This window comes from Dryocola boscaweniae, from assembly GCF_025215095.1.
Classification (GTDB): domain Bacteria; phylum Pseudomonadota; class Gammaproteobacteria; order Enterobacterales; family Enterobacteriaceae; genus Dryocola; species Dryocola boscaweniae.
The window spans coordinates 51517-72966 of record NZ_JALHAP010000066.1 but is presented as its reverse complement, the minus strand read 5'-3'; the positions used below and the strand labels follow the sequence as shown (position 1 = coordinate 72966).

The following is a 21450-nucleotide window of genomic DNA, read 5'->3' as shown; positions in this document are numbered from 1 at the left end:
TCCTTAATCGCAAAAAAAAGCCAGCGGGCTTTCCCACTGGCTTTGATTATAAAACCTTTTTACGGTTACTGACGGCTATCATTCGCCTGCCGTAATAAAGTACGGCTCTCGCTCTGGAAGCGCTGGGCATAATCGCCAAACCAATGCTCAACTTTGCGGAAGCTGTCGATGAATGCCTGTTTGTCACCATGTTCAAGCAGGCCAATCGCCTCGCCGAATCGCTTGTAGTAGCGTTTGATCAGCGCCAGATTGCTTTCAGACGACATGATGATGTCGGCGTAGAGCTGCGGATCCTGGGCAAACAGACGGCCGACCATAGCCAGTTCCAGCCGGTATATCGGTGAGGAAAGCGCCAGCAACTGTTCCAGATTAACATTCTCTTCTGCCAGATGCAGACCGTAAGCGAACGTGGCAAAGTGGCGCAGCGCCTGAATAAATGCCATGTTTTGATCGTGCTCGACGGCGCTTGAACGATGCAGGCGAGCCCCCCAGACCTGAATCTGCTCCAGGAACCACTGGTAAGATTCCGGCAGGCGTCCGTCGCAGTACACCACGACCTGCTTTGCCAGGCTGCCGCTGTCTGGCCCAAACATCGGGTGCAAACCCAATACCGGCCCTTTGTGCGCGGCTAGCATAGCCTGCAATGGCCCGTTCTTAACCGATGCGAGATCGACAAGCACGCAATCGTCTGGCAACGGCGGCAGTTGGGCGATAACCTGCTCGGTAAGATGAATAGGCACGCTGACGATAACCATTCCCGCATCGGCCATAATTTCAGAAGCCTGCGGCCAATCTTCTTTCTCAAGGATTCGCACCTGGTAACCGGATAAAGTGAGCATCTTTTCGAACAAACGCCCCATCTGGCCGCCACCGCCGACAATCACCACTGGCCTCAGGGCCGGATAAAGCGTTTTGAAGCCTTTATCGTTCTCGCTGGAATAGGATTCGCGCATCACGCGACGCAGCACATCCTCAATGAGATCGGGAGGCACCCCGAGCGCTTCGGCTTCTTTACGGCGAGATGCCAGCATTGTCGCTTCACGCTCGGGAACATAAATAGGTAAACCGTAGCGGCTTTTAACTTCGCCAACTTCCGCTACCAGTTCCAGGCGGCGTGCCAGAAGATCCAGCAACGCCTTGTCCACTTCGTCGATTTGATCGCGTAACGCGGTCAATTCAGCAGCCATAGTAAAACCTCTTATGCGAGACGCGCCGCAAGCGTACCGTTCAGATCTTTATGGATCTCACGCAGCAGGCTTTCCGTGGTTTCCCAGTTAATGCAGGCATCGGTCACGGAAACGCCATATTTCATTTCGCTGCGCGGCTGCTCTGAAGATTGATTACCTTCATGGATATTACTTTCAATCATCAGGCCAATAATTGAACGGTTACCATCTTTAATCTGGGCGACGGCGGATTCAGCCACGCCCGGCTGACGGCGGTAGTCTTTATTTGAATTGCCATGGCTGCAATCTATCATCAAGGCCGGACGCAGTCCCGCCTGTTCCATCTCTTTTTCGCACTGGGCAACGTCTGCCGGGCTGTAGTTTGGCGCTTTACCGCCGCGTAGAATGACATGGCCATCCGGGTTACCCTGAGTTTGCAGCAGGCAAACCTGACCGGCCTGATTAATGCCAACAAAACGATGCGGCATAGCAGCAGCGCGCATAGCGTTAATTGCTGTGCCAAGGCTACCGTCGGTACCGTTTTTAAAGCCGACCGGCATAGAGAGGCCAGAAGCCATTTCACGGTGAGTCTGGGACTCGGTGGTCCGCGCGCCAATCGCCGACCAGCTAAACAGATCGCCCAGGTATTGCGGGCTATTCGGGTCAAGCGCTTCCGTAGCCAACGGCAGCCCCATGCTGACCAGTTCTACCAGCAGGTTACGCGCAATTTTCAGCCCAGCTTCCACATCAAACGAGCCATCCATGTGCGGATCGTTAATCAGCCCTTTCCAACCCACGGTAGTACGTGGTTTTTCAAAATAGACGCGCATCACGAGGTACAGACTATCGCTGACTTGTTCAGAAAGTTCTTTAAAACGACGAGCATATTCAATCGCAGCTTCCGGATCGTGGATCGAGCAAGGTCCACAAACCACCAACAGACGAGGATCGCGGCCAGCGATAATATTGGAAATCGTCTGGCGAGATTGCTCGACCTGCGCAATTTGGGCGGCAGTGAGAGGGAACTCAGCTTTAAGTTGATCCGGAGTGATCAATACCTGTTCGTCAGAAATATGAACGTTATTCAGCGCGTCTTTTTGCATGATGGCGGTCCTGTTTAGCTCGTTTGCGATAGTGGTTTTTCAGTGAAGCGTTGATACCTTATCATGAACAGTAAAGATTGCAATCCATTTTACGTAAACAAAACGTTACACAAGCAAAAATAATTGGCTTTTATAGCGGCATGCAACCCTGGAATCGTAAATAAATTATTACACCTTGCATAGTTACGCTCATAAGGTGACCAGGCATGCAAATGTTTGCCACCGAAGCGGCTAAATCATTCACTCACTTCTATTATCAACATACCGTCTGCTTAAGGATCCCTTCATGCCGCGCTTTTATTCTGTTTTGCTGGTTCTATGTTTATCCGGCTGCTATGTCGATCCCTATACCCACGCTCCTACTCCTGCCCCAACCGACTGGTATCACGCAGGCTGGGAAGATGCTATGGCCGGCCAACCTCTCAGAAGCAATCTGGTGCTCGCACACCTGCACAATGACGACAAAGTCGACAGAAAGGCGTGGCTAAAAGGCTATGCCAGAGGTCAGGATCGTATCTGTGATAGCGATTTTCTTTATCTGCTGGGACTGAGCGGTAAGCGTTTCCCTGCCAGTTGTGAAACAGTGCCTGCCGCCACCTCTCTTCAGTCAGCATGGCAAAAAGGTATTGATGCGGGCATGCGTGATGGCACTATGCGCTAGCAAACAGAAAGGAATTGATTATATTTTCGCAAAAATATATGGCGAATCATGTGGATAATCCCGCATCGCTTAATATCATTGATAGCTACAGGCAAGCCAGGCGGTAAAATTCTCCATCACAATCATTTCCAACATATATATTTAAGAACACTTTAAAATCTTCCTTTATTGTCAACGTCATTCACTCTCTTTAACAATTTACTCTACTAAAATTCAGGCCTTGCTCTTTTTTGTTCTATGCTTAACAGGTGGCTGATAAATATCTCAATAAAAAATAAAACAACCGTTAGTTATTTATTATGAATTTATTTAATAACAAAACACAGGGCAAATCATGTCGAAGAACAGCGGCACTAAAGGTGAGATGTCTGATACAAAAAACTCAGTTCCCCTTGCGGAGGAGCATGTAGAAGTAGGCACAAAGAAAGTTGTTGACCGCCGTGTCAGCATCAGACGCACCACTCGTACCACAGGGAAGCTTATTGAGACTGATTTGACGCGTGAAAATGTATTAATTAAACGTCTGTCAAAAAATGAAGCGCTGGAACCAGGAAATATCCCACAAACACGCCAGGAAGGTGAAGTAACAATAATCCCTGTAATTGAAGAGCGTATTGAAATAATTAAACATTACGTTCTCAAGGAAGAAATACATATTATTAAAAAAGTTAGTCAGGAGACTTATCAGGAAAATATTATTTTGCGCTCTCAGGAAATTAACATTTCTACGGAAGACGAATAATCCCGTTTAAGGCTTATCATGAGGAACATCAGATATGGCACACGAAAAAATTGTTACGGCTTTCACCCAACCTCAGCAAGCACAAGTCGCTAAAGAGAAACTCATTGCGGAAGGCGTTTCAGGCGATGATATCGACATTATTTCGGGCGATAGGTTACGCGTTGAAGATAAAGAAATTCGTCATCCCAGCTTTTGGCAGCGTCTGTTTGGCGATGATGTCGATGATGATTATGCGGCAGAGTACAACAAAGCCATTCAGGTCGGCGGTGTACTGCTGATTGCACGCGTTGATAAAGATGATGCAGACCGAGTCGAAGCACTGCTTGATAGCTGTGCGAGTGATTATGCCTCATCCAGTAGCTATGCATCTGACAACCGCGTAGGCGATGATATTTACGGCAAAAACTTCTCTGGTGAAACTGACGATATAGGTTCCCGTACCGTCGGTCAGGATCTTACCGATCCTGCTTTAAGGAATGAAGACGTAAGTTTAAGAGATGAAGACGTAAGGGATGATGAGGTCGTAGCCAAAACGCTTCCCGGCGATGCTGACTATGTCAGCGGACGTACCGCCTCTGAGGATATCGCAGGACGTCGAACAGAACCAGAAGATATACAGGCCAACCCGGCTTACGGGGAAGGTGATAACCGCGAAACTCTGAAGCTTGCCGAAGAGCAAATTGACGTGGGCAAGCGTCGGGTCAGCGACGGTAAAGTCCGCCTGCGCCGTTATACGGTTGAAGATGAAGTGGCGGAAGATATCTCACTTACCGAACAGCATGCTGACGTATTCCGTTCAGCCATCAGCGAGCCAGCCTATCTTAACGATGTAGACTGGTCAGAAAAGACGCTTGAAGTTGAAGAGTCGCATGAAGTGCCTACGGTGAATAAAACCGCTCATGTTCGTGAAGAGGTGGGCCTGCGCACTGAAACTACGGAACGTACCGAAACGGTTAAAGATACGGTTCGCCGTCAGGAAGTTGAAGTGGATAAAAACGATCTTGAAAGCGATCTGAACAAGACGAAGTTTCCGCCAAAAGAGTAAAGCTCAGGCGGTGTATAATCCTTTACCCGACTTCGCAATAAGACTTTGAACAGGCAGTACGTAGCCTGGCTATAAAAAAGGGGTTAGCTCATCGCTAACCCCTTGTTTCACTTTAACTTTTGGATGTCGCGTTAGCGAAATCTTAGTTAAGACGCTCTTTGATACGAGCAGACTTACCAGTACGCTCACGCAGGTAGTACAGTTTAGCTTTACGAACGGCACCACGACGTTTAACAGTAATGCTGTCGATTACCGGGGAGTGAGTCTGGAATACACGCTCAACACCTTCGCCGTTGGAAATTTTACGAACAGTGAATGCAGAGTGCAGACCGCGGTTACGGATAGCGATAACCACGCCCTCAAATGCCTGCAGACGTTTTTTAGAACCTTCAACGACCCATACTTTCACTTCCACGGAGTCGCCCGGACGGAAGGAAGGTACATCCTGTTTCATCTGTTCTTGTTCAATTTGCTTAATAATGTTGCTCATAATTTAATCTCTTATCCTGGGTAAACTGATGTATTGGGCGGTATTAACCTTGCCCATCATGTTTATGCTGCTGTTGCACGTGTTCCCGTTGGAACTCGGCCAGCAACCTTGCTTGCTCTTCAGTCAGAGCCAGGTTTTCCAGAAGTTCAGGTCTTCTAAGCCAGGTGCGGCCCAGCGACTGTTTCAGGCGCCAGCGGCGAATCTCTGCATGGTTCCCCGACAGCAATACCGCCGGTACTTCCATACCTTCTAACACTTCAGGACGAGTATAGTGTGGACAGTCCAGCAATCCATCAGCAAACGAATCTTCGCTTGCTGAAGCTTCATGGCCCAGAACTCCCGGGATAAACCGTGAGACGGAATCAATCAGCGTCATTGCCGGTAACTCACCACCGCTGAGAACGTAATCGCCGATTGACCATTCTTCGTCAATTTCGGTTTGGATCACACGCTCATCAATTCCCTCGTAACGGCCGCAAACCAGAATTAACTTCTCGTTGGTTGCCAGTTCACAGACGCCTGCTTGATCAAGCTTGCGTCCCTGAGGTGAAAGATAGATTACCTTTGCGCCTTCCCCTGCCGCCGCTTTCGCTGCGTGGATGGCTTCCCTTAACGGGTTTACCATCATGAGCATACCCGGTCCGCCGCCGTAAGGCCTTTCGTCCACGGTACGGTGCCGGTCATAAGCGAAGTCACGCGGACTCCAGCTCTGGATGCTCAGCAGGCCATTTTTAACTGCCCGGCCAGTTACCCCGTAATCGGTAATCGCGCGGAACATCTCTGGAAACAGGCTAACAATACCAATAAACACAAGCCTTCCCCATCACGCCTTTGAATTACCGTTTATCCGGAGGTTTAGAAACCAGGATCCCAATCTACTTCAATCGTTTGAGTAGCGAGATCGACTTTCTTGATAACCTGCCCATCGAGGAACGGAACCAGCCGCTCCTTGATACCAAATGCATCTTTCAGGTTTGCCTTAATGACGAGTACGTCATTGGAGCCGGTTTCCATCATGTCGATGACTTTACCGAGCTGATATCCCTGAGTGGTTACTACCTGGCAGCCCATAAGGTCTTTCCAGTAGTAGTCGCCCTCTTCGAGATGAGGCAGTTGCGTTGAATCGACCACAATTTCACAATTGGTGAGCAGATTCGCGGCGTCCCGATCGTCAACGCCTTTCAGCTTGATGATCAGATCCTGATTGTGGTGCTTCCAGCTCTCAAGCTGTACTTGCTGCCACTGACCCGCCTTCTGGATAAACCAGGGCTGATAGTCAAAAATGCTTTCGGCGTCTTCGGTGGAGGAAAACACTCTGAGCCAACCACGAATACCGTAGCAGGAGCCCATTTTGCCCAACACGATTGGGTTAACAGGTGCCTTTGCGGAGAGTTGATTGCTCATCATGACCACCGTGACAGATTAAGCTGCTTTTTTTGCTGCTTTGATCAGCGTAGATACGCGATCGGAAACGGTAGCGCCAAGGCCAACCCAATGCTCGATACGATCCAGATCCAGGCGGCTTGCCTCGTCTTTTTCGCCAGCGATAGGGTTGAAGAAACCAACGCGCTCAATGAAGCGACCGTTACGTGCATTACGGCTGTCAGTAACAACAACCTGGTAGAACGGACGCTTTTTAGCGCCGTGACGTGCTAAACGAATAGTTACCATAACATCCTCTTTAGTGAATAAAACACCGGGCTCCATCGAGGGACGGAACCCGGTGTCATATTAAAAGCCCGAAAATTTTACTCATTTGGGCGCAAAAAGCAATCTAAATGAGCTTAACGGCCTGGGAAACCTGGCGGCATCATACCTTTCATGCCGCGCATCATTTTCGCCATTCCGCCTTTTTTCATTTTCTTCATCATACGCTGCATATCGTCGAACTGCTTAAGCAGACGGTTAACGTCCTGCACCTGCATGCCGGAACCCTGCGCGATACGGCGCTTACGGGAACCTTTAATGATTTCTGGAGAGGCGCGCTCTTTAAGCGTCATGGAGTTGATAATCGCCTCCATGCGCACCAGAACTTTGTCGTCCATCTGGGATTTGACGTTGTCCGGCAGTTGGCCCATGCCCGGCAGCTTGCTCATCATGCTCGCCATGCCGCCCATATTTTTCATCTGCTTGAGCTGCTCAAGGAAGTCGTTGAGATCGAACCCATCGCCTTTCTTCAGCTTGCTGGCCAGTTTTTCAGCCTGCGCGCGGTCAACTTTGCTTTCGATATCTTCGATAAGCGACAGCACGTCGCCCATACCCAGAATACGGGAAGCAATACGATCCGGATGGAAAGGCTCCAGCGCTTCGGTTTTCTCGCCGACGCCGAGGAACTTGATCGGCTTGCCGGTGATGTGACGAATAGACAGAGCCGCACCGCCGCGCGCGTCGCCGTCGACTTTAGTCAGCACTACGCCAGTGAGCGGCAGCGCTTCGTTAAACGCTTTAGCGGTATTCGCAGCATCCTGGCCGGTCATGGCATCGACCACAAACAGGGTTTCAACCGGATTAATCGCGGCATGAACCTGTTTGATTTCATCCATCATCGCTTCGTCGACGTGTAAACGACCGGCGGTATCCACCAGCAGCACGTCAAAGAATTTCAGCTTCGCTTCTTTCAGCGCGGCATTGACGATATCGACAGGTTTTTGACCTACGTCAGACGGGAAGAACTCGACGCCAACCTGCTCGGCAAGCGTTTCCAACTGTTTGATTGCCGCCGGGCGATAAACGTCGGCAGAAACAACCAGCACTTTTTTCTTGTGCTTTTCGCGCAGGAACTTACCCAGCTTACCCACGCTTGTGGTTTTACCCGCACCCTGCAGGCCTGCCATCAGCACGACCGCAGGAGGCTGCGCGGCAAGGTTCAGCACGGCATTTTCTTCGCCCATCGCCGCAACAAGTTCAGCGCGAACAATTTTGACGAATTCCTGACCCGGCGTCAGGCTTTTGTTAACTTCGTGACCAACCGCTTTTTCTTTTACACGGCTGATGAAATCGCGCACTACCGGCAGCGCAACGTCCGCTTCCAGCAGCGCCATACGCACTTCGCGCAGCGTTTCTTTAACATTTTCTTCAGTCAGCCGCCCACGGCCGCTGATATTGCGCAGGGTACGCGACAGACGGTCAGTTAAATTATCAAACATTGTATTTTGCCTAACGTGGTAACTTAAGGCCGCAGTACGCGACACAAAACAGAATTTGGCGGATTATAACATGAAGCCGCCCGGCGTGTGATGTAACGGTTAGAGTTGGAGCAGGCGGCAGGTAACGTTATACTGCCTTTTTTCATCTCTGGCTAATTGACCGACACTTTATATGCCTGTTTTCGCACTCCTTGCGCTTGTAGCCTACTCCATCAGCCTCGCGCTGATCATCCCCGGCCTGCTTCGAAAGAACAGCGCATGGCGCCGCTTAGCAATTTTATCGGCCATCATTGCGCTTGTCAGCCACGCGCTGGCGCTGGAAGCCCGCATTTTCGCGGATGACGGCGGGCAGAATCTCAGCTTGCTGAACGTCGGCTCACTGGTCAGCCTGATGATCTGTACGGTAATGACGATTGTCGCCTCACGCAACCGCGGCTGGTTACTTTTGCCGATTGTCTACGCCTTTGCGTTAATTAACCTCGCCTTTGCTACTTTCGTGCCTAACGAATTCGTCACCCACCTGGAAACCACGCCGGGCATGATGATTCACATCGGCCTTGCGCTATTTGCCTACGCCACGCTGATTATCGCCGCGCTTTACGCGCTGCAACTGGCATGGATAGATTTCCAGCTCAAAAACAAAAAACTCGCCTTTAGCGCCGAAATGCCGCCGCTTATGGTTATCGAGCGCAAAATGTTTCATATCACCCAGGTTGGCGTGGTGCTGTTGACGCTGACGCTCACTACCGGCCTGTTTTATATGCATAATCTCTTCAGCATGGAAAATGTCGACAAAGCCGTGCTATCGATCCTCGCATGGTTCGTCTACATCATTTTGCTGTGGGGACACTATCATGAAGGTTGGCGAGGCCGCCGCGTGGTGTGGTTCAACGTCACCGGCGCCGCGATCCTGACCCTGGCCTACTTCGGTAGCCGGGTTCTGCAACAGTTCGTTGGCTAATTTTGCAATTTTAAAGGACAACCCTTTTGGAACACATCTCAACCACCACGCTGATCGTCACCCTGATCATCATGGTGGTGGTTTCAGCGTACTTCTCCGGCTCCGAAACCGGCATGATGACGTTAAACCGCTATCGCCTGCGCCACCTTGCCAAGCAAGGCAACCGCGCCGCTAAACGCGTGGAAAAATTACTTTGTAAGCCAGACCGCCTGATTAGCCTTGTTCTTATCGGCAATAACCTGGTGAATATTCTCGCCTCCGCCATCGGCACCATCGTGGGTATGCGCCTTTACGGCGATGCTGGCGTAGCCATTGCTACCGGCATCCTCACTTTCGTGGTGCTGGTTTTTGCCGAAGTGCTGCCGAAAACCATTGCCGCGCTCTATCCCGAAAAAGTCGCTTTCCCGAGCAGCTTCCTGCTTGGGCCGCTGCAAATCATCATGATGCCGCTGGTGTGGCTGTTGAATGTTATTACCCGCATGCTGATGCGTATGGTGGGCATTAAAACCGATAACATCATCAGCGCCGCGCTCAGTAAAGATGAACTGCGCACCATTGTGCATGAATCACACGCTAAAATTTCCCGCCGTAACCAGGACATGCTCCTTTCGGTGCTGGATCTGGAAAAGATAAGCGTTGATGACATCATGGTCCCACGCAATGAAATCGTTGGCATCGATATCAACGATGACTGGAAATCAATTGTGCGCCAGCTAACCCATTCCCCGCACGGGCGCATTGTGCTTTATCGCGACACGCTCGACGATGCCATCAGCATGCTGCGTGTGCGCGAGGCATATCGTCTGATGACAGAAAAGCAGGAGTTCACCAAAGAGACTTTGCTGCGGGCCGCTGATGAGGTTTATTTTGTGCCGGAAGGCACGCCGCTGAGCGTGCAACTGGTGAAATTCCAGCGCAATAAAAAGAAAGTCGGCCTTGTGGTAGACGAATATGGCGATATTCAGGGGCTGATCACCGTGGAAGATATCCTCGAAGAGATTGTCGGCGATTTCACCACGTCAATGTCGCCAACGCTTGCTGAAGAAGTGATGCCACAAAATGACGGCTCGGTGATCATTGAAGGCAGCGCCAACGTGCGCGAAATCAACAAAGCCTTTAACTGGACGCTGCCGGAAGACGATGCCCGCACCATAAACGGCATGCTGCTGGAGGAGTTGCAGGAGATCCCGGCGAACGACACCCGGGTGCGCATCACCCATTACGATATAGATATTCTCGACGTGCAGGACAATATGATTAAGCAGGTGCGCGTCACGCCGGTGAAACCGCTGCGCCAGAGCGTTGAAGAGTAACAGGCAAAAAAAAGCCAGCCGTTAAGGGCTGGCTTGAGTGTGCTGACAAATCTCTTTGTAGGGCGGATAAACGAAGCGCCATCCGCCGCAAGATGTTGAGCCGCTGTGTGGTGGATGGCGCTCACGCTTACCACCCTGGCCTGGGATCGGTTACTTCGCTTTGGCTACGGAAACCATTGCAGCGCGAATGGTGCGGCCATTGAGGGTGTAACCCTTTTGCATCACCATCAGTACATGGTTTGGCGCAACCTCTTCGGACTCAACCATGGCGATAGCCTGGTGAACATCCGGGTTGAACGGCACATTAATGTCGCCAACCACTTCCACGCCAAACTTGCGAACCACATCCAGCATCGATTTCTGCGTCAGCTCAATACCTTCGACCATTGCCGCCAGATCCGGGTTGGATTTGTCAGCAACTTCAAGGGCGCGGTCCAGGCTATCGATGACCGGCAGCAGCTCGTTCACAAATTTATCCAGCGCAAATTTGTGCGCTTTCTCGATATCCAACTCGGTACGACGACGCAGGTTCTCCATCTCAGCTTTGGTGCGCAGCAGGCTATCGCGCTCGCGCTGCTGGACTTCTTCAAGCTGTGCAGTCAGGTCGGCAATTTGTTCGTCGCGCGGATCCACCTCGACGCCTTCTACGGCCTCTACTTCGTCGTGGCTTTCCATTGCAATATCGTCCGGGACTTGCTCGTCTGGTGTTTTCTGTTCTTTACTACTCATGAAATTCTCCGCGTTTTTAGCATTCATCTCGCTGGTTCGCTTATTATGGGGATCAGTTTCCGGGATTCAAGGGAACGTGACATATTGTCATAAACGTCTGCGTATAAGGACCACCACGATGACCACCAAATTAGCGAACACTCATTTCAACTGCATTGGTATTGTCGGGCATCCTCGTCACCCTACGGCACTGACCACGCATGAAATGCTCTATCGTTGGCTATGCGGTAAAGGCTACGACGTCATTGTGGAGCAGCAAATTGCCCAGGAACTGAACCTTAAAAATGTCAAAACCGGCACGCTTGCCGAAATCGGGCAGCTTGCCGATTTAGCGGTTGTTGTCGGCGGCGACGGCAACATGCTTGGCGCAGCACGCGTGCTTGCCCGCTATGACATAAAGGTTATCGGCATCAACCGTGGCAACCTCGGCTTTCTTACCGATCTCGATCCCGATAATGCGCAACAGCAACTGGCCGACGTGCTGGAAGGGCATTACATCAGCGAAAAACGCTTCCTGCTGGAAGCTCAGGTATGCCAGCACGACACGCCAACTCGCCTGAGCACAGCCATCAATGAAGTAGTGCTGCATCCCGGAAAAGTCGCGCACATGATTGAATTTGAAGTCTATATCGATGAGGTCTTCGCCTTTTCACAGCGTTCCGACGGCCTGATTATCTCAACGCCTACCGGCTCGACGGCCTATTCGCTTTCCGCTGGCGGCCCAATTTTGACGCCTTCTCTGGACGCCATTACGCTTGTGCCGATGTTCCCACACACGCTTTCAGCGCGTCCTTTAGTTATCAATAGTAGCAGCACCATTCGCCTGCGCTTTTCGCACATGCGGAGCGATTTAGAAATCAGTTGCGACAGCCAAATCGCCCTGCCGATTCAGGAAGGAGAAGATGTACTGATCCGTCGCTGCGACTACCATCTCAATCTGATACACCCGAAAGACTACAGCTATTTCAACACGTTGAGCTCAAAACTCGGCTGGTCAAAAAAATTATTCTAAAATAAGCTCATGCCACTTTACTGTATAAACAACCAGGATATACTGTACGTAACTACAGCTATGTTGTTATATACAGGAAGGTAGCTATGCTGGCACAACTTACCATCAGTAATTTCGCAATCGTTCGTGAACTGGAAATCGACTTTCACCACGGCATGACGGCCATTACCGGCGAAACCGGTGCCGGTAAATCTATTGCGATTGATGCCTTAGGGTTGTGCCTGGGCGGCCGGGCAGAAGCAGATATGGTGCGTCAGGGCGTAAGCCGCGCCGATTTATGCGCCCGCTTCTCTCTAAAAGATACCCCTGCAGCCCAGCGCTGGCTGGAAGAAAATCAGCTCGAAGAAGGCCGTGAATGCCTGCTGCGTCGCGTTATCAGCAGCGATGGCCGCTCGCGTGGCTTTATCAACGGCACCGCGGTTCCCCTTTCTCAACTGCGCGAGCTCGGTCAGTTACTTATCCAAATCCACGGCCAGCATGCGCATCAGCTTCTGCTAAAACCTGAACATCAAAAAAACCTCCTGGACGGCTACGCAGGCGAGCACACGCTTCTCGCACAAATGGCGGAAGGTTATCGCGCCTGGCATCAAAGCTGCCGCTCTCTGGCTCAGCACCAGCAGCTTTCCCAGGAACGCGCCGCTCGCGCAGAGCTGCTGCACTATCAGCTAAAAGAGCTTAACGAATTTGCGCCCGTTGCCGGCGAGTTCGAACAAATCGACGAAGAATACAAACGACTTGCCAACAGCGGGCAACTGCTTTCTACCAGCCAGCAGGCGCTGGATATTCTTGCCGATGGTGAAGAGTGCAATTTGCAAAATCAGCTCCATACCGCACGCCAGTTAATGAGCGAACTTGTCGGTATGGATAATAAACTTTCCGGCGTGCTGGATATGCTTGAAGAAGCCGCCATACAGATTTCCGAAGCCAGCGACGAGCTACGCCATTATAGCGACCGCCTGGATCTGGACCCGAATCGCCTGTACGAACTGGAACAACGCATATCCCGGCAGATAAATCTGGCGCGCAAGCATCATATATCGCCGGAAGAGTTACCGCTGTTCCACCAGAAACTGCTTGATGAACAACAACAGCTCGACATGCAGGCCACTTCGCAGGAGGAACTGATGCAGGCGGTAGCGCATCATCACCAGCAGGCGCTCTCCGTGGCTCATGAATTACATCTGCGCCGTACCCATTACGCAGCCGAACTGTGCCAGCTCATTACGGAAAGTATGCATTCCCTTTCTATGCCGCACGGCAAACTGGCTATTGACGTTGAGTTCAATGAAAACCATCTGACCGCAGAAGGCGCCGATCGTATTGATTTCCGCGTCAGCACCAATCCGGGTCAACCTCTGCAACCCTTGGCAAAAGTCGCTTCCGGTGGCGAACTGTCGCGTATCGCCCTGGCAATCCAGGTAATCACCGCCCGTAAGATGGAAACCCCGGCATTAATTTTCGATGAAGTGGATGTCGGTATCAGCGGGCCAACGGCGGCTGTGGTAGGCAAACTGCTGCGTCAGTTGGGCGAATCAACGCAGGTAATGTGCGTAACGCACCTGCCGCAGGTTGCAGGCTGTGGGCATCACCACTTCTTTGTCAGCAAAGAAACCGACGGTGAAATGACGGAAACCCATATGCAACCGCTGGATAAACGTTCTCGCCTTCAGGAACTGGCTCGTTTGCTTGGCGGAAGCGAAGTCACCCGCAACACGCTGGCTAACGCTAAAGAGCTGCTGGCGGCTTAATTTTATTTAACGACGCGGCAGAGTAATCTGCCGTCCGTCGTTCAAAAAAGCAGCATTCGGTTAACGGTTTGGCAATTGGACAGGTTTTGAGCCAACTTTTTTGGCTTCCCAGGGTCTGAGTTGAGCGCCTTAAGGTTTTAAACTGCGAAAAGGTTTATTATCATCGGCATATTACGAATGAGCCACGTGCTGCTCGGGCCCGAAAAGGAATCAAATCACTATGCGCTGTAAAACGCTGACTGCCGCCGCAGCGGTTCTTCTTATGTTGACCGCAGGCTGTTCCACTCTGGAGCGAGTGGTTTACCGCCCTGATATTAACCAGGGGAACTACCTGACACAGAATGATGTGTCGAAGATCCGTACCGGTATGACTCAACAGCAGGTTGCTTATGCACTGGGTACGCCGATGATGACCGACCCGTTCGGCACCAACACCTGGTTCTACGTATTCCGCCAGCAACCTGGCCATGAAGGCGTCACGCAGCAAACGCTGACGTTGACCTTCAACAGCAGCGGTGTATTAACCAATATTGATAACAAGCCGAAGCTTGAAAAAAATCAGTAAGGTGAGATGGAAATGAAAAAAGGCGCTTAAAGCGCCTTTTTTATTTTTGTGATTGCGCCGCGCGTTGACGCCGCAACTCTTTGGGATCCGCAATCAGCGGGCGATAGATTTCCACCCTGTCGCCTTCGTTCACCGTATCGGTGAGTTTTACCGGGCGACTAAAAATACCGACTTTATTTTTATTCAGATCGATATCGCTGCGCAGTTCCAGCAGACCGGAAGCTTCTATCGCCTGCGCCACCGTACTGCCCTGCGCCAGTTTTACCTGACGCAAATACTGCTTTTCAGGCAGTGCGTAAACCACCTCGACATTGATATCAGGCGACACTATAAACCTCTTTGGCCCGCACGGTGAAAGCCTGCACCATGCTGCCCGCAAGCTCTTTGAAGATGCGGCCAAACGCCAGTTCAATCAGCTTATTGGTGAATTCGAAATCAAGCTGGAACTCAATGCGGCAGGCATCCGAACTTAGCGGCGTAAATTTCCAGCCCCCCATCAGCGACTTAAACGGCCCGTCGACAAGGTGCATCAAAATGCTCTGATTGTTGGTTAATGTATTACGCGTGGTGAACGTCTTGCTGATGCCCGCTTTCGAGACATCTACCGCCGCCGTCATCTGACTGGCGGAAGCATCAATAACCCGACTGCCGGTGCAGCCAGGTAAAAATTCCGGGTAGGATTTCACGTCATTCACTAACTGATACATCTGCTCCGCGCTGTAAGGCACCAGGGCAGTACGGCTAATCTGAGGCATAGCTTTTCCTGTGAGTCATCCAACCTACAAATAATAACATTTATCCTCGCGCAATGAAAAATTCTCGCCCCGGGACATGCTAAGATATCTGCTTTCCGCCCGCAGTGAAGCGGGGTGTCTTTGAACTCTTGATTGCGTATACTGAGCAGCACTATGACAAAGAAAAAAGCACACAAACCAGGCTCAGCCACCATTGCGCAGAATAAGCGCGCCCGCCACGAATACTTTATCGAGGATGAATTTGAAGCGGGTCTCGTACTGCAAGGCTGGGAAGTTAAAACACTGCGCGCCGGGAAAGCCAACATCAGCGACAGCTACGTCATTCTGAAAGATGGCGAGGCCTTTTTGTTCGGCGCAAACTTTACTCCGCTGAACGTCGCTTCTAGCCATGTGGTTTGCGACCCAACGCGCACCCGTAAGCTACTGCTAAACCAACGCGAGCTGGATAACTTATACGGCCGTATCAATCGCGATGGTTACACTGTCGTTGCGCTTTCCATGTACTGGAAAAACGCCTGGTGCAAAGTAAAAATCGGTGTCGCTAAAGGTAAGAAACAGCACGATAAACGTACCGATTTGAAAGACCGCGAATGGGCGCTGGATAAAGCGCGCATCATGAAACATGCGGGTCGCTGATTACTACCGCGTAAGCGTTACCAGATAAGGCAAAGGGCTGGTAACGGACGACACAACTCTGTTATACTTACAAAACACTTGTGGGGCTGATTCTGGATTCGACGGGATTTGCGAAACCCAAGGTGCATGCCGAGGGGCGGTTGGCCTCGTAAAAAGCCGCAAAAAAATAGTCGCAAACGACGAAAACTACGCCCTAGCAGCTTAATAACCTGCTAAGAGCCCTCTCTCCCTAGCCTCCGCTCTTAGGACGGGGATCAAGAGAGGTCAAACCCAAAAGAGATCGTGTGGATGCCTTGCCTGGGGTTGAAGCATTAAACTTAATCAGGATAGTTTGGTAATGGCGTGTCTGTCCGCAGTTGCCCGGCGAATGTAAAGATATGACTAAGCATGTAGTGCCGACGGTCTAGGAATTCCGGACGCGGGTTCAACTCCCGCCAGCTCCACCACTTTTTAGTATTATGACGTATACTGAAGTCTACTAAGCCCGCTTGGAACCAGCCTCGCGGGCTTTTTTACGTCTATTGAAGTCTACTGAGAATTGCTAGAAGCTACTCCTTATGGCACCCTTTTTGGGACCCAACGCAAAGGGTCCAAAACTTGAGGGTCCCAAAATGGCAAAACTCGCAAAAAAACTTACAGATACTGAAATCAAAAGCACCAAACCTTCGGACAAAGAAATCAACTTGTTTGACGGTGATGGCTTGATTCTACGAATCGCTCCCCTCTCAAAGGGTGGCAAGAAAAACTGGCATTTCAGGTATGCAGTGCCAGTGACTAAAAAGCGCACAAAAATGAGTATTGGGACCTATCCGCACCTTACATTGGCAAGAGCAAGAGCTTTACGTGATGAATATCTATCCTTGCTTGCTAATGGCATCGATCCCCAAACCCACAACGAAAAAAAAGCTAACGCGATAAAAGATGCTACTGAGAATACGCTGCAAGCTGTTGCAAGAAAGTGGTTAGATGAGAAGGTAAAAACCTCAGGTATCACACAAGACCACGCAAAAGACATTTGGCGTAGCCTTGAACGAAACATCTTACCCGGTTTGGGTAATATCCCTATCAAAGAAATACGCCCTAAGCTCTTAAAGCAGCATCTTGATCCGATTGAGCAATGCGGTGTTCTGGAAACCTTACGGCGAATTATTTCACGACTGAATGAAATTTTCCGCTATGCAGCTACTGAGGAACTCATTGAGTTCAACCCTGCTGACAATCTCGGTCAACGTTTCAGTAAACCCAAAAAGCAAAATATGCCTGCCCTTCCCCCCAGCGAACTGCCAAGATTTATGGCTTCCTTAGCTAATGCCTCAGTCCGTCTGGAAACACGTATGCTGATTGAATGGCAACTGTTGACCTGGGTTCGTCCGGGCGAGGCTGTTCGTGCGCGGTGGGCAGACATAGATTTAGAAAATAATACTTGGAATATCCCATCTGAATTTATGAAGATGAAACGTCCACATAAAATTCCCCTAAGTAAAGAAGCACTACGTATCCTCGAGACGATGCGATCTATCAGTAGCTGGATCATCAAGGGGCAAATACAGTAGCTATCGTGAATGGGTGTTCCCCCGCATAAAAACTCCACTAACCCACATGCATGAACAAACTGCCAATGCAGCGATAATTCGTATGGGATTAGGTGGTGAACTGGTTGCTCATAGTATGCGATCTATCGCAAGAACTGCTGCTGAAGAATGCGGTAAGTTCAGAACAGATGTTCTTGAGGCTGCTCTCGCTCACTCCAAAAAAGATGAGATTATTGCGGCCTACAACCGAGCTGAGTATCTGGCAGAAAGAGCAACGTTAATGCAGTGGTGGGGAGATTATGTTCAGGCACAAAAACATAAGGCTATTGCGGCTTGAGACTACACCACTATTTTTTCTGCAGATTTTTAGAAACAATGATGTCTGAATGGATAACAGACCTTACCAGGACTTCATCACACTTGAACATTAAAACTCCACAATTTGTAGGGAGTTAGGTGATTTTCAAGCAATTCTATAATATTCTGTTGAAAAGGTATGTGTGTATTTCATACGTAATAATGATGTTAAACATATGTTCATTAAGCTCACGTAATGAAGTTGATTAACAGGGATAACGAAATGTCAGAAAGCGTCAATTCGGGAGTCGAAGGTGGCTCAGGTTATACCTTCCAGCGATGTTGTGTTGTATACCTTCTTTTTGATGATTACGAAAAACTAAACTCACAGCAGCTAGATTATTTCATATGCGTTGAGCATCATGAGGATTTTCTTTTTGCTTTTATTGATGAAAATGGCTGTATTAATACCATTAATACTTATCAAGCTAAAAAATCAAGAGATGACTGGAAAACGGATCAAGCATTTTGTGAGATTATTGGGAAAATGTCCCTCGTAGGAAATGAGCTTCTAAATGATAAGCATCCAAAGTCAGATAATTACGGACACACTCTATCTTTTCTAACAAATAGAAATATTTATCTTCAGAGTAAAAAAATAAAAGATAAAAAACAGCACGTTGAAAAAATACAAGTATCAAACACATCCATAAATTATTCCGCGCTTCACGATGAAATCAAAGAAAATATTCAAACAAAACTAACAGATGGAAAGATTGCAGATTTTAGACAATTATCCAATGTAAAATTTAGCTTTATTGATCTCCCCCAAAACCATAAAGGATGGAAAAGAATTCTAACTGGTTTATCCACTGAGGTTTTAGGTTGCAAAGTTAGCGATCATGAAGCAGTAATAACCACTCTAATGGCTCTACTTCAAGATATAGAGTTAACATATAATAATGGTGGATATGTTTTACTTACAGATAAGTCAAAGCGTCTTACTAAACAAAAAATAGATGCGACATTTAATATTTTCACAGAAAGCAAAAAGGCTTTCAACTTTTGGCGAGCTCATGCAGATGATTTAGCAAAGGGATTGCTTATAAAGCTCCCTATAAAAAGAAGGGCGCAAGAACTTTTAGATAACTGTTTTGATTTCTTTAAAGATATTCAACAATTAGAATATAAGAAGATCTATAAATATGTATCTGAAAATACACATATTGATGACAAACATATAAACGAAGCTGATTGTATTACTGAATTATATCAGACTTATGTTACAACATATAATTCAAGGCTAGAAAAACATATGATTGCTTTCGCAATTATAGCTGCATATGTAGAAACAAGAGGAATGTATGGCTAAGTTAATTCTGAAAAATATACTAGCGTATTCTATAAATAGTAAAGGTTTTTTTAGCACTGAGTTTGGAGATCTAGTTAATATTATTCATGGTAGAAACACATCTGGTAAAAGTACATTAATGCAATCAATTCTTTACTCTATGGGGGTTAATGACTCAAAGGAGAATCTAATTGACATAATCAATGAGAATGTGATTTTTCGACTTGAGTGTGAAATACAGAAAAAAAATACATTTGAAAAAGTTGTTTTTGTTCGATTAGACGACACCCTTGTCATTCGAATTGCTGATAAACCACCCATAAGGTTTGATGGTATCAATGGGAATAGCTCGTTTGAATACGGAAGATATAAAGAGTTATTTAATCAGCTATTTGACTTTAAACTAACATTACAAAAACAAACTGATTTTACCAATGCGCCAATTGAGGCAGCATTTTTACCATTCTACATATCACAGTCAGTTGGATGGGTTTACCTAAGAGAATCGATTGGTGATTATCGATTTTACAAAGATTTTAAATTTGACTACCTTGATTATTACACAGGGCTAAAAAATCGCACCGACAGATTACAAAAATATACGTTGCAAAAAGAAAAACAACAACTTGAATATGAGCGAAATCAATTAATTCAATATAAATCAAAAGATAGCTCCCTAAAACTATCTGAAATATTAGAATCTCGATTCAAAGGAAAGGCTCTTGATTATTTGGAGACTTATGATTCGTTAGCAACGACATTACTTTCAGAAGAAGCTAATTATGAAAAATTATGTAACAAGCTAAGTATGCTTCGGGGACGACAAAAAGTACTTTTGCAAACAATACGAAATTTAAAGCTACAAAAACCGCGAGTAGACAGATGCCCTGTATGTGAACAAACTTTACCCGGTGATATCCGAGAGTTATATATATACACTCAAGATATTAATGATGCTTTAAAGCAAAAGGATCGTGTTTCCGATGAAATCAAAGCAGTCTCATCCTCATTAAATTCCGTTGAAAAAAAGATAAAAAACAGTAGCGAGCTAATTAACAGTGAATATAAGGTATTAACAGAATCAAGAATTGAAAATATAGGATTTGATAACTGGCTTAATCATCATTCAAACATTAACATGTTAAATGAAATTAAAAGCAAAGAAAGTATTTACGATAAAAAAATATCAGACCTGCAAATAGATATAGATAACTTAGCGAACGATACAGAAATTGATAAACTACGTTATGGAATAGAGAAAGAATTCTTTAAAATATTTCAAGAGAAGGCTGCGTATTTGGAAGTAAAAATCCCAGATAGCTCAAGGTATAAGAATCTTTATTCCATTACATCTTTTCCTTACCAAGGTGTCGAACTACATAAAATAATTATGGCTTACCATTTTTCATTTCATCAATTAATTGACAAAAGATCTACAATACATAAATTCCCTTTTTTATTAGATGCTGTATTTAAAGAAGATATTGACACTGGGAATAGAGAACTTATTTTCGGTTTTCTAGGAAACGAAGCAAGGAATAACAAACAGATATTATTCACTGTGGCTGAATATAAAAAAGACAAAAACCAACTAAATGGAGATCCACTTTTCGACATTAATGAAATCAACAACAAATACTTCTCTGGAAATGCTAAACAAATTTGCATTGGGGAGGCACAATCTATAAGATCGTTTTTACGAAAACAAGAATTAAACATTAACGAGCAGTTTTTACTAGATGATGCATTCTCCTTGTTGGAAACAATATAATAAAGCCTCAAATATTATAAACCAAAAGAAGGGCCTTAAGCCCTTCTTTACCCACATGAGTGTATTCCCTTTTCTATTGGTTACGCTCCCACGTTGCCATCGACATAACGCCAAGTGATTTTATCGTACATCAAGGAAACTGACTCCATGTGATTGATCTGCGAGTTGCCTGACATTTTAGCGTTTGGTATTCCAAGGTTAATGCCTGTGACTTTAACACCCTCAATGGTCATGATAAAGTAGCATTCCTCTTGCCCAGCATGATTGATGCGATACCAGCGAATCTCCGCACTTTTCAGCGTCTGACCAGTAGCGACAGCCTTGTAAAGATAAGATAGGGGCTGGAACTATCAAACTCTTTTTCAATCATCATCGGAGAATGGGAACGCTTACCAGTGATCTTGTAAGTATCCCGGTAAAACGAACC

Annotated in this window: 21 protein-coding genes, 1 other RNA gene and 2 pseudogenes; 13 read left to right on the top strand and 11 right to left on the bottom strand. The window is 47.7% G+C overall.

What is annotated here, in order from left to right; translation table 11 throughout:
* Positions 1 to 65: 65 nt before the first annotated feature.
* Together tyrA and aroF are read right to left on the bottom strand one after the other, a co-directional pair.
* The gene (gene tyrA, locus MUA00_RS01880) at positions 66 to 1187 is read right to left on the bottom strand and encodes a bifunctional chorismate mutase/prephenate dehydrogenase (protein WP_271121437.1); all 1122 of its coding nucleotides are present in this window, start codon (positions 1185 to 1187) and stop codon (positions 66 to 68) included.
* An 11-nt stretch (positions 1188 to 1198) separates the two neighbouring features.
* Positions 1199 to 2269: a 3-deoxy-7-phosphoheptulonate synthase AroF gene (gene aroF, locus MUA00_RS01875; protein WP_271121436.1), complete on the bottom strand. Its 1071-nt coding sequence runs from the start codon at positions 2267 to 2269 to the stop codon at positions 1199 to 1201.
* A 286-nt stretch (positions 2270 to 2555) separates the two neighbouring features.
* Between aroF and MUA00_RS01870 the strand changes: the two genes are divergently transcribed.
* The 3 genes from MUA00_RS01870 to MUA00_RS01860 all read left to right on the top strand — a co-directional run bounded on the left by MUA00_RS01870 (position 2556) and on the right by MUA00_RS01860 (position 4717).
* Positions 2556 to 2930 (top strand): DUF2799 domain-containing protein, encoded by a 375-nt coding sequence (locus tag MUA00_RS01870; RefSeq protein WP_271121435.1) that lies wholly within the window; start codon positions 2556 to 2558, stop codon positions 2928 to 2930.
* 334 nt (positions 2931 to 3264) lie between these two features.
* Positions 3265 to 3672, top strand: coding sequence for a YsnF/AvaK domain-containing protein (locus MUA00_RS01865; RefSeq protein WP_271121434.1), 408 nt, complete (start codon positions 3265 to 3267; stop codon positions 3670 to 3672).
* A gap of 34 nt (positions 3673 to 3706) precedes the next feature.
* Positions 3707 to 4717, top strand: a complete 1011-nt coding sequence (locus tag MUA00_RS01860) for a YsnF/AvaK domain-containing protein (RefSeq protein WP_271121433.1) — start codon at positions 3707 to 3709, stop codon at positions 4715 to 4717.
* 142 nt (positions 4718 to 4859) lie between these two features.
* Here MUA00_RS01860 and rplS read toward each other — a convergent pair whose 3' ends face one another.
* The 5 genes from rplS to ffh form a co-directional block, all read right to left on the bottom strand.
* A complete protein-coding gene (gene rplS, locus MUA00_RS01855; RefSeq protein WP_031374778.1) occupies positions 4860 to 5207 on the bottom strand; it encodes a 50S ribosomal protein L19 in 348 nt (115 codons plus the stop codon).
* A gap of 43 nt (positions 5208 to 5250) precedes the next feature.
* Positions 5251 to 6018, bottom strand: coding sequence for a tRNA (guanosine(37)-N1)-methyltransferase TrmD (gene trmD, locus MUA00_RS01850; RefSeq protein WP_271121432.1), 768 nt, complete (start codon positions 6016 to 6018; stop codon positions 5251 to 5253).
* Positions 6019 to 6062: 44 nt separating this feature from the next.
* Positions 6063 to 6611: a ribosome maturation factor RimM gene (gene rimM, locus MUA00_RS01845; protein ID WP_271121431.1), complete on the bottom strand. Its 549-nt coding sequence runs from the start codon at positions 6609 to 6611 to the stop codon at positions 6063 to 6065.
* 18 nt (positions 6612 to 6629) lie between these two features.
* The gene (gene rpsP, locus MUA00_RS01840) at positions 6630 to 6878 is read right to left on the bottom strand and encodes a 30S ribosomal protein S16 (RefSeq protein ID WP_271121430.1); all 249 of its coding nucleotides are present in this window, start codon (positions 6876 to 6878) and stop codon (positions 6630 to 6632) included.
* 113 nt (positions 6879 to 6991) lie between these two features.
* Positions 6992 to 8353 (bottom strand): signal recognition particle protein, encoded by a 1362-nt coding sequence (ffh, locus tag MUA00_RS01835; RefSeq protein ID WP_271121429.1) that lies wholly within the window; start codon positions 8351 to 8353, stop codon positions 6992 to 6994.
* A gap of 172 nt (positions 8354 to 8525) precedes the next feature.
* On the opposite strand from ffh, the gene MUA00_RS01830 reads away from it, so the two are divergent.
* Positions 8526 to 9314 (top strand): cytochrome C assembly family protein, encoded by a 789-nt coding sequence (locus MUA00_RS01830; protein WP_271121428.1) that lies wholly within the window; start codon positions 8526 to 8528, stop codon positions 9312 to 9314.
* 26 nt (positions 9315 to 9340) lie between these two features.
* The gene (locus tag MUA00_RS01825) at positions 9341 to 10627 is read left to right on the top strand and encodes an HlyC/CorC family transporter (protein WP_271121427.1); all 1287 of its coding nucleotides are present in this window, start codon (positions 9341 to 9343) and stop codon (positions 10625 to 10627) included.
* 150 nt (positions 10628 to 10777) lie between these two features.
* Here the strand turns inward: MUA00_RS01825 and grpE are convergent, their stop codons facing one another.
* Positions 10778 to 11356, bottom strand: coding sequence for a nucleotide exchange factor GrpE (gene grpE / locus MUA00_RS01820; protein ID WP_271121426.1), 579 nt, complete (start codon positions 11354 to 11356; stop codon positions 10778 to 10780).
* A 118-nt stretch (positions 11357 to 11474) separates the two neighbouring features.
* On the opposite strand from grpE, the gene nadK reads away from it, so the two are divergent.
* The 3 genes from nadK to bamE all read left to right on the top strand — a co-directional run bounded on the left by nadK (position 11475) and on the right by bamE (position 14681).
* Positions 11475 to 12368: an NAD(+) kinase gene (gene nadK, locus MUA00_RS01815; RefSeq protein ID WP_271121425.1), complete on the top strand. Its 894-nt coding sequence runs from the start codon at positions 11475 to 11477 to the stop codon at positions 12366 to 12368.
* Positions 12369 to 12454: 86 nt separating this feature from the next.
* On the top strand, positions 12455 to 14116 hold the full coding sequence (gene recN / locus MUA00_RS01810; RefSeq protein ID WP_271121424.1) for a DNA repair protein RecN: 1662 nt from the start codon (positions 12455 to 12457) through the stop codon (positions 14114 to 14116).
* Positions 14117 to 14336: 220 nt separating this feature from the next.
* Complete coding sequence (gene bamE / locus MUA00_RS01805) at positions 14337 to 14681, top strand: outer membrane protein assembly factor BamE (protein WP_271121423.1); 345 nt, start codon at positions 14337 to 14339, stop codon at positions 14679 to 14681.
* Between the two features lie 40 nt (positions 14682 to 14721).
* Here the strand turns inward: bamE and MUA00_RS01800 are convergent, their stop codons facing one another.
* Positions 14722 to 15009, bottom strand: coding sequence for an RnfH family protein (locus tag MUA00_RS01800; RefSeq protein WP_271121422.1), 288 nt, complete (start codon positions 15007 to 15009; stop codon positions 14722 to 14724).
* Positions 14999 to 15436 (bottom strand): type II toxin-antitoxin system RatA family toxin, encoded by a 438-nt coding sequence (locus tag MUA00_RS01795; protein ID WP_271121421.1) that lies wholly within the window; start codon positions 15434 to 15436, stop codon positions 14999 to 15001. Before MUA00_RS01795 ends, MUA00_RS01800 begins: the two co-directional genes overlap by 11 nt.
* 153 nt (positions 15437 to 15589) lie before the next feature.
* Here MUA00_RS01795 and smpB point away from each other — a divergent pair, with 153 nt between their 5' ends.
* The 5 genes and pseudogenes from smpB to MUA00_RS01770 all read left to right on the top strand — a co-directional run bounded on the left by smpB (position 15590) and on the right by MUA00_RS01770 (position 21023).
* Positions 15590 to 16072 (top strand): SsrA-binding protein SmpB, encoded by a 483-nt coding sequence (gene smpB, locus MUA00_RS01790; RefSeq protein WP_121264295.1) that lies wholly within the window; start codon positions 15590 to 15592, stop codon positions 16070 to 16072.
* A gap of 82 nt (positions 16073 to 16154) precedes the next feature.
* Positions 16155 to 16518, top strand: a transfer-messenger RNA (tmRNA) gene (ssrA, locus tag MUA00_RS01785).
* Positions 16519 to 16683: 165 nt separating this feature from the next.
* Positions 16684 to 17941: pseudogene (locus MUA00_RS01780) on the top strand (integrase arm-type DNA-binding domain-containing protein).
* A gap of 243 nt (positions 17942 to 18184) precedes the next feature.
* On the top strand, positions 18185 to 19273 hold the full coding sequence (locus MUA00_RS01775) for a hypothetical protein (RefSeq protein WP_271121420.1): 1089 nt from the start codon (positions 18185 to 18187) through the stop codon (positions 19271 to 19273).
* Positions 19266 to 21023, top strand: a complete 1758-nt coding sequence (locus tag MUA00_RS01770; protein ID WP_271121419.1) for a P-loop NTPase family protein — start codon at positions 19266 to 19268, stop codon at positions 21021 to 21023. Before MUA00_RS01775 ends, MUA00_RS01770 begins: the two co-directional genes overlap by 8 nt.
* An 80-nt stretch (positions 21024 to 21103) precedes the next feature.
* Here MUA00_RS01770 and MUA00_RS01765 read toward each other — a convergent pair.
* Positions 21104 to 21426: pseudogene (locus MUA00_RS01765) on the bottom strand (Hcp family type VI secretion system effector); the annotation flags it as partial.
* Positions 21427 to 21450: the final 24 nt, after the last annotated feature.